This is a genomic window from Kytococcus sp. HMSC28H12, assembly GCF_001816045.1.
Classification (GTDB): Bacteria; Actinomycetota; Actinomycetes; order Actinomycetales; family Dermatophilaceae; genus Kytococcus; species Kytococcus schroeteri.
Genome location: NZ_KV824694.1, coordinates 1 through 7,581 on the forward strand (window position 1 = coordinate 1; position 7,581 = coordinate 7,581).

Below are 7,581 nucleotides of genomic sequence, written 5' to 3' on the forward strand. Positions count from 1 at the left end.
CCCGCCCCCTGGACAGGGGGCGGGCTCCTTCGTGTGTGCCGGAGGAGGATCGGAGGGGGCTCAGCCCACCGAGGTGCCCACGAGCGCGCCGACGCCGTAGGTGATGGCCATGGCCAGGATGCCGCCGCCGACGTTGCGTGCCACCGCCCGGCCGATGGCCGCGCCGCCCAGCACGGCGCTGGACCAGCCGGCGAGCGCGAGGGCCGCGGCCGCCGCGACGGCGGTGCCCGCCACGCGCACGGAGGGAGGCAGGAGCAGGATCGTGAGCAGGGGGATGAGCGCCCCGAGGGTGAAGGCCAGCATCGAGGCAGCGGCCGCCTGCCAGGGGTTGGTGAGCTCGTCCTCGTCGAGGCCCAGCTCGACCTCCGCGTGGGCGCCCAGGGCGTCGTGGGCGGTCAGCTGGACGGCCACCTCGCGTGCCAGCTCGGGGTCGAGGCCCTTGGCGGCGTAGAGGGCGGCCAGCTCCTCCAGCTCCTCCTCGGGCATGGTGGCCAGCTCGTGGCGTTCCTTGGCCAGCAGCGCGGTCTCGGTGTCGCGCTGCGTGGACACCGACACGTACTCACCGACCCCCATGGAGAGGGCACCGGCGGCCAGTCCGGCCATGCCGGCGGCGAGGATCGCCGAGTCGGAGGCCGAGGCAGCCGCCACGCCGATGACAAGGCCAGAGGTGGACACGACGCCGTCGTTGGCGCCGAGCACCCCTGCGCGGAGCCAGTTGAGCCGGGAGGCGGCGCTGGCGGCGTGGGGCTCCCCGGGGTGCCCGGTGGGTGGGTCGGTGCGTTCGGGGTGCCGCGCTGCGGGAGTGTCCATGGTTCCTCCTGGTGGTGTCCTCATCGGGCGCTGGTGGCCCGGGGTCGTGGGGTGCGGCCCGCCGCTTGCGTGACTCGTCAGCCCCAGCCGAGTTCGTGCAGCCGGTCGTCGTCGATGCCGAAGTGGTGCCCCACCTCGTGCAGGACGGTGACGGCGACCTGCTCGCGCAGCGCGTGGGGCGTGCGGAAGGCCCGGGAGAGGGGGCCGCGGAAGATGAACACGCGGTCCGGCACGTGGGGCGGGTGGAAGCCGCTGCGCTGGGGGAGCGGCACCCCCTCGTACAGGCCGAACAGGGACGTGCCCTGGCCGTGGGCGCCCGGCTCGCGGATGCTGGCGAGCTGCTCTGGCGTGGGCTCCTCCTCCACGAGGATCACCACGTTGTCCATGCGGTCGACGAGGCGCTCCGGGAGGCGGTCCAGGCCGTCGCCGACGGCCTCCTCGAACTCCTCGCGGGAGAGGGCGTACCGGCGGCTGTCCATGGTCGGAGTATCTCAAGGTGGGCACCGTCGCGCCGGGCAGGCGAGCCTGTCCCGGCAGCGCCCGGATGAGGCGCCGGCAGCGCCCGGACCACGAGGGAGGAGGGCGGGGACGCGGAACGGGCCGCCCTCCCGGTGGGAGAGCGGCCCGTTCAGGGGTGGTGTCGCGTCAGTGGCGCTTCTGGCCCTGCAGCGACTCCTCCACGACGGCGACCTCGTTCTGGGCCTGGACGGCCAGGTGGTGGTCGTGGGCGTGGTGCTCGTCGGCGTGCGCCTCGGCCAGCTCGGCCGGGGTCACCGCGGGGATGCGGTCCTCGAAGAAGAACGAGGTCATGCGGGCGCGGGCCTTGTCCATGAAGGACGGGTCGCGCTGCACGCCGTTCTCGTCGGTGCCGGCGATCTCCTCGGCCGTGAGCGCCCGGTAGTCCGGGTGCTGCACGAGGTTCCAGCGCTCGTAGTCCGAGAGCTCCTCGTGCGCCTCGAAGAAGCGACCCTCCGGGGTGCGGACGATGCGACCCGACTCACGGCCGTGCAGCACCTTGTCGCGGTCGCGACGCTGCAGCGAGAGGCAGATGCGCTTCACGACGAAGAACACGACCACCGGCCCGATGAAGAACAGCGCGCGCAGCACGTTGGTGACGTCGTTGATCGACAGCCCCAGCTTGATGGCCATGATGTCGTTGCCGGCCGCGGCCCACAGCACCAGGTAGACGGTGAAGAAGGCGGCACCCAGACCGGCACGCACCGGCGCGTTGTACGGGTACTGCAGCAGGTGGTGCTCACGGTCGTCACCGGTGACCCACGCCTCGAGGAAGGGGTAGACCATCGCGATGCCGTACATGAACGGGATGAGGAACAGCGAGCCCGGGAAGATGTTCATCGAGAAGGTGCGGTCGAACAGCACGAACTCGAAGCTTCCCGGCAGCAGGCGCAGGGCGCCGTCGGCGAAGCCCATGTACCAGTCGGGCTGAGAACCGGCCGTCACCTGGGTGGGCTCGTAGGGGCCGTACGCCCAGATCGGGTTGATCGTGACCAGGGCCGAGATCAGCACGATGAGGCCGAAGACGATGAAGAAGAAGCCACCGGCCTTCGCGGCGTACACCGGCATAACGCGGAAACCGACGACGTTGTCGTTGGTCCGGCCCGGTCCGGGGTACTGGGTGTGCTTGTGCACGGCCACCAGGATGATGTGGGCCGCGAACACACCCACCAGGATGGCCGGGATGATCAGCACGTGGAAGGCGTAGAAGCGGGGGATGATCATCTCGCCCGGGAAGCCACCGCCGAACAGCATGTACGACAGGTAGGTGCCCACGATCGGGGCCGACATCAGGAAGCCCTGCATGGCGCGCACACCGGTACCCGACAGGAGGTCGTCCGGCAGCGAGTAGCCCATGAAGCCCTCGAAGATGGCGATCATCGACAGCATGCAGCCGATCACCCAGTTGATCTCACGCGGCTTGCGGAACGCGCCGGTGAAGAACACGCGCAGGGCGTGCAGCATGATGGCGACGATGAAGATCAGCGCGGCCCAGTGGTGGATCTGCCGCATGAGCAGACCACCCTTGATGTCGAAGCTGATGGCCAGCGAGGAGTTGTACGCCTCGGAGATGCCGATGCCGCGCAGCGGCTCGTAGTCGCCCTCGTAGACGGTGTGCGCCATGGAGGGGACGAACCACATCGTGAGGAAGACACCCGAGACCAGGCAGACCACCATCGAGTACATGGCGATCTCACCGATCATGAACGACCAGTGGTCCGGGAACACCTTGCGCATCAGGTACCGGGTGAAGCCGGCACCACCGGTGCGGGCGTCCACCCAGGTGGCGACGTTCTGGATCGGGCCGCGCTGCGTCGGCGCGACGACCGGTGCGGGGCGCGTCGTACGCGCCGTGCGGGACTCTGCAGCGGTGCTCACAGCTCACGCTCCCAGTAGCTCGGGCCGACCGGCTCGGTGAAGCCCTGGTCGGCGGTGAGGTAACCCTCTTCGTCGACGGAGATCTTCAGCTGCGGCAGCGGGCGCTTGGCCGGGCCGAAGATGACCTTGCAGTCCTGCGTCACGTCGAAGGTCGACTGGTGGCAGGGGCACAGCAGGTGGTGGGTCTGCTGCTCGTACAGAGCAACGGGGCAACCCACGTGGGTGCAGATCTTGGAGTAGGCCACGATGCCCTCGTAACCCCACTCGCGCTGCTTGTCGGACTGGATGTCGTCCGGGTTCAGGCGCATCAGCAGGACGGAGGCCTTGGCCTTCTCGTCCAGCGGGTGCTCGGCCTCGTTGATGCCCTCGGGCAGCACGTGGAAGACCGATCCCTTGCTCACGTCGGCGGCCTTGATCGGGATGCCGTCGGGGTCGGTGACCAGACGCATGCCCTTGTCCCAGAACGTCTCCTCGAGGTCGTTGCGGGGGAGCGGGCCCATCGAGCCGACCAGCTGGATGCCCAGCGGGAGGGCGAACAGGCCCAGCGCGCCGCCGAGCGTGTACTTGATGAGCGGGCGACGCATGATCTGCGAGGACTCCAGGCCCTCGGCGATCGTGTCGCCGAAGCCCCGGCGGGTCTCGGCGTCGGAGGCCAGCACGTGGCGCTCCTCGGTGACCTCGTGGTCGTCCATGAGGGTCTTGGACCAGTGGACGACACCCAGGCCGATGCCGAGCAGGGACAGGGCCATCGTCACGCCGAGCACCAGGTGGTACAGGTTCTGCGCGCCGATGCCGGGCACGGTGCCGACGGCGTCCTGGTCCATCCAGAAGTACGCGACGATGAAGGCCAGCGTGCCGATGATGGACAGCAGGAAGAAGCCGGCGACCTGGCGCTCCGCGCGGCGCGCGGCGGCAGGGTCGACGTCGGCCCAGCGCAGCACGTGCGGCGGGTGGCCGGGGTTCTCGAAGTGGTCGGGCACCACGTCGTGGTGGGAGTCACCCTCGTGGCGGGCCAGGGGGTGGGAGCCGTGCGACATGGCGTCCTCTCCGTGGGCAGGGATGTGGGCGGGGGGCATCAGCTGGACTTCCGGGTCAGCCAGTAGGCGGCACCCAGGAACAGGCCGATGCCGAGGGTCCAGATGAACACACCGTCGGCCACCGGGCCGAGGTTGCCGAGGTCGTTACCGCCCTGGTTGGGCGAGGAGTGCATCTCGTCCAGGTAGGCGGCGATGTCCTCCTTGTCCTGGGGCGAGAGGTTCTGGTCGTTGAACACCGGCATGTTCTGAGGGCCGGTCTCCATGGCCTCGTAGATGTGCTTCGGCTCGACGCCCTCCAGCGTGGGGGCGAACTTGCCGCGCGTCAGGGCGCCACCGGAGCCGTTGAAGTTGTGGCACATGGCGCAGTTGACGCGGTAGAGCTCACCACCGTGGGCGGGGTCGGCGCCCTTGAGGTCGGTGTACTCGGCCTCGGGGGTGGAGGGTCCGTTGCCGAGGCTCGCGACGAAGGCGGCCATCTGGTCGATCTGCTTCTGGTCGAACTGGGGGGCCTTGCGCTTGGCCTGCACGCCCGGGCCGCTCAGCGGCATGCGGCCGGTGGCGACCTGGAAGTCGACCGCGGCGGCGCCGACGCCCACGAGGGACGGGCCGGCATCGGTGATGCCCTCGCCGTTCTTGCCGTGGCAGGTGGCGCAGTTGGCCTGGAAGAGCTTGTCGCCCTCCTTGACGTCGTCGGCGGAGGCAGCGGCGGGGGCCTCGGCCTGGACGTCGGTGGGCTTCAGCGCGGTGTAGAGGCCACCCATCACGGCCAGTGCCGCGAGCAGCAGCACCAGGATGGCAGCCGGGTGGCGCCGGAGATCGAGGAGGGAGTTCATCGGTCGGACCAATCGTCGAGGGACTCGGGGGCGGAACGGGGGGTGGACACCGAGGGCGTCACTTCAGCAGGTAGATCGACGCGAACAGGACGATCCACACGACATCGACGAAGTGCCAGTAGTAGCTGGTGACGATGGCGCCCGTGGCCTGCGAGTGCGAGTAGTGGCGGGTGGTGAACGTGCGGCCGATGATCAGCAGGAAGGCGATCAGACCGCCCAGCACGTGGATGCCGTGGAAGCCGGTGGCCAGGTAGAAGATCGACGTGTACGAGTCGGTCTGCAGGGTGAAGCCCTCGTGCACGAGCTCGGCGTACTCCAGCACCTGACCGGCGATGAAGATGGAGCCGAAGACGTAGGTCAGCACGTACCACTCGCGCATGCCCCACTTGCCGATCTCGAACAGGCCGCCGGTGCGCGAGGACTGGCCGTGCTCGGCCTTCATCACGCCGATCTGGCACCACACCGAGGAGATGACCAGGATCATCGTGTTGCCCAGCGCGAAGGGCACGTTCAGCTCCGGGGTGTGCAGGTCCCACAGGTGGGGAGCAACCGCACGGAGCGTGAAGTAGATCGCGAAGAGACCGGCGAAGAACATGAGCTCGGAGCCGAGCCACACGATCGTTCCGACCGCGGCCATGTTCGGACGCGTCACCGGGCCGAGAGCGTTCGAGCGGATCTCGGCTTGCGCAGGGGAATAGTTCACAGTCGCCACGCGAGCATTATGGACCATGGCCCCAGCCGTTGCGGGGAGGGGCTGGTCCACTACGACGGCGCGTCGCAGATTTGCCGCCTCCTGCCGCGCCACCGCGCGCGACACGCACGGTCGGGAAGGCCCCTGGGTGACCGTGCCGGGCCTTGGGGTGCGACGTCGGTGACGGCCGTGGGGTGGCCATAGAGTGCGCCCATGGCGAGCGCACCCGGTGACCGGACCTGGCGGACCGTCCTGACCGACCTCCTGGCCGGTCGGGACCTCGATCGTGCCACCGCCTCCTGGGCCATGGACGAGGTGATGTCCGGCCGCGCCACGGACGTGGAGGTGGCGGGCTTCCTGGTGGCCCTGCGGGCCAAGGGGGAGACCGTGGAGGAGGTGCGCGCGCTGGCCGACGTGATGGTGGGGCACGCGGTACCGCTGCCGGTCGAGTCCGGTGGGCGCCCGCTGGTGGACATCGTCGGGACCGGCGGCGACGGGTACGACACCGTGAACATCTCCACGATGGCGTGCGTCGTCGCGGCCGCGGCCGGCGTGACGGTGGTCAAGCACGGCAACCGGGCGGCGTCCTCGAAGTCCGGGGCGGCGGACGTGCTCGAGGCCCTCGGGGTGGACCTCACGATGGAGCCCGAGGACGTGGCGCGCGTGGCCGGGCAGGCCGGCATCTCGTTCGCCTTCGCCCAGACCTTCCACCCCTCGATGCGCTTCGCGGCGACGGCCCGGCGCGGGTTGGGCATCCCGACCGCCTTCAACATCCTGGGGCCCATCACCAACCCGGCCCGCCCGCAGGTGTCCGTGGTGGGGTGCGCGCAGGAGCGGGCCATGGAGATCCTGTCGGGCGTGTTCGCCGACCGGGGCACCACCGCGACGGTGATGCGCGGGCGGGAGGGCCTGGACGAGGCCAGCCCGGCCGGTCCCACCGACGTGCGGTGGGTGCGAGGGGGGCAGATCACTTCCTTCGTGTTCGAGCCGGAGGCCGTGGGGGTGCGGCGTCACACCATCGAGGAACTCCGGGGCGGGGACGCCGCCCACAACGCCGAGGTGGCGCGCCGGGTGCTCGCCGGTGCCGACGGTCCGGCCACCGAGGCCGTGGTGCTCAACGCCGGGGTGGCCCTGGCGACGGCCACCGAGGCCCCGCAGGAGCTGGACCAGGACGGCTTCGAGCGGCTCGTGGCCCGCCACGTGGAGGTGGCCCGGGAGACCATCGGCTCCGGTGCGGCCGCTGGCGTTCTCGCGGAGTGGGTCCGGGCGACCCGGCCGGGAGCCGCCTGAGGGGCGGCGCCCCGCCCGACGGTCAGTCGTCGAGGCCGATGGCGAAGGCCTCGGCCTCGTCCTGGGCCGAGTAGGTGCGGAACGCGATGTGCGTCTCGGTGTCGGTGATGCCCTCGACCTTGTTGAGACGATCGGCGATCACGTCGGCGAACTCCTCGTGCTTCTCCACCTTGACCACCGCGATGAGGTCGACCGCGCCGGCGGTGGAGTAGACCTTCTCGACACCCGGGATCTCCACGATGCTCGTGGCCACCTGGGGGATGCGGGCGGACTCTGCGTGGATCAGGACGATGGCGGAGATCATGCCGCCACCCTAGCCCCGGCCCCGCCGGCCCGGGGCAGGCAGATCCGCCGACACCGCGGCGTCGAGGACGCCGGTCACCGCGGCCGCCGAGTGGATGGGGGAGGCCCACCCTCCGCTGGAGGTCACCAGGCGGACGCCCTCGCGCTCCAGCCAGCCCAGGACGAGGTCGGCCTCGCCCGGCAGGGCGGCCGGGGAGCCGTCGGGCCGCGGCGCCACCACCTC

8 protein-coding genes and 1 pseudogene are annotated in these 7,581 nt (G+C 70.4%); 1 reads left to right on the forward strand and 8 read right to left on the reverse strand.

Annotated elements, in window-relative coordinates:
• Positions 1–60: 60 nt before the first annotated feature.
• From HMPREF3099_RS11400 to HMPREF3099_RS11425, 6 genes are all read right to left on the reverse strand, one after another.
• Positions 61–810, reverse strand: coding sequence for a VIT1/CCC1 transporter family protein (locus HMPREF3099_RS11400; protein WP_070706194.1), 750 nt, complete (start codon positions 808–810; stop codon positions 61–63).
• 77 nt (positions 811–887) lie between these two features.
• On the reverse strand, positions 888–1,289 hold the full coding sequence (locus HMPREF3099_RS11405; RefSeq protein WP_070706195.1) for a metallopeptidase family protein: 402 nt from the start codon (positions 1,287–1,289) through the stop codon (positions 888–890).
• Between the two features lie 166 nt (positions 1,290–1,455).
• Entirely contained in the window at positions 1,456–3,204 is a 1,749-nt protein-coding gene (locus HMPREF3099_RS11410; protein WP_070706196.1) for a cytochrome bc1 complex cytochrome b subunit, read from the reverse strand.
• Complete coding sequence (locus tag HMPREF3099_RS11415) at positions 3,201–4,241, reverse strand: cytochrome bc1 complex Rieske iron-sulfur subunit (protein ID WP_070706197.1); 1,041 nt, start codon at positions 4,239–4,241, stop codon at positions 3,201–3,203. The genes HMPREF3099_RS11410 and HMPREF3099_RS11415 overlap by 4 nt, the downstream gene beginning before the upstream one ends.
• A gap of 38 nt (positions 4,242–4,279) precedes the next feature.
• Entirely contained in the window at positions 4,280–5,074 is a 795-nt protein-coding gene (locus HMPREF3099_RS11420; protein WP_070706198.1) for a cytochrome bc1 complex diheme cytochrome c subunit, read from the reverse strand.
• Positions 5,075–5,132: 58 nt separating this feature from the next.
• Complete coding sequence (locus HMPREF3099_RS11425; protein WP_070706199.1) at positions 5,133–5,711, reverse strand: aa3-type cytochrome oxidase subunit III; 579 nt, start codon at positions 5,709–5,711, stop codon at positions 5,133–5,135.
• Between the two features lie 267 nt (positions 5,712–5,978).
• Between HMPREF3099_RS11425 and trpD the strand changes: the two genes are divergently transcribed.
• Positions 5,979–7,055 carry an anthranilate phosphoribosyltransferase gene (trpD, locus tag HMPREF3099_RS11430; protein WP_070706200.1) on the forward strand — a complete coding sequence of 359 codons (1,077 nt, stop codon included), beginning with the start codon at positions 5,979–5,981 and terminating at the stop codon, positions 7,053–7,055.
• 22 nt (positions 7,056–7,077) lie between these two features.
• On the opposite strand, the gene HMPREF3099_RS11435 is transcribed toward trpD, so the two are convergent.
• A complete protein-coding gene (locus tag HMPREF3099_RS11435; RefSeq protein WP_070706201.1) occupies positions 7,078–7,359 on the reverse strand; it encodes an Lrp/AsnC family transcriptional regulator in 282 nt (93 codons plus the stop codon).
• A 9-nt stretch (positions 7,360–7,368) separates the two neighbouring features.
• Positions 7,369–7,581: pseudogene (locus tag HMPREF3099_RS11440) on the reverse strand (endonuclease); the annotation flags it as partial.

What these genes read in the sequence shown, in the direction of transcription:
- HMPREF3099_RS11420 (WP_070706198.1), bottom strand. Translation starts at nt 5,074, where the DNA reads ATGAACTCCCTCCTCGATCTCCGGCGCCACCCGGCTGCCATCCTGGTG.
- HMPREF3099_RS11415 (WP_070706197.1), bottom strand. Translation starts at nt 4,241, where the DNA reads ATGTCGCACGGCTCCCACCCCCTGGCCCGCCACGAGGGTGACTCCCAC.
- HMPREF3099_RS11405 (WP_070706195.1), bottom strand. Translation starts at nt 1,289, where the DNA reads ATGGACAGCCGCCGGTACGCCCTCTCCCGCGAGGAGTTCGAGGAGGCC.
- HMPREF3099_RS11400 (WP_070706194.1), bottom strand. Translation starts at nt 810, where the DNA reads ATGGACACTCCCGCAGCGCGGCACCCCGAACGCACCGACCCACCCACC.
- HMPREF3099_RS11425 (WP_070706199.1), bottom strand. Translation starts at nt 5,711, where the DNA reads ATGGCCGCGGTCGGAACGATCGTGTGGCTCGGCTCCGAGCTCATGTTC.
- trpD (WP_070706200.1), top strand. Translation starts at nt 5,979, where the DNA reads ATGGCGAGCGCACCCGGTGACCGGACCTGGCGGACCGTCCTGACCGAC.
- HMPREF3099_RS11435 (WP_070706201.1), bottom strand. Translation starts at nt 7,359, where the DNA reads ATGATCTCCGCCATCGTCCTGATCCACGCAGAGTCCGCCCGCATCCCC.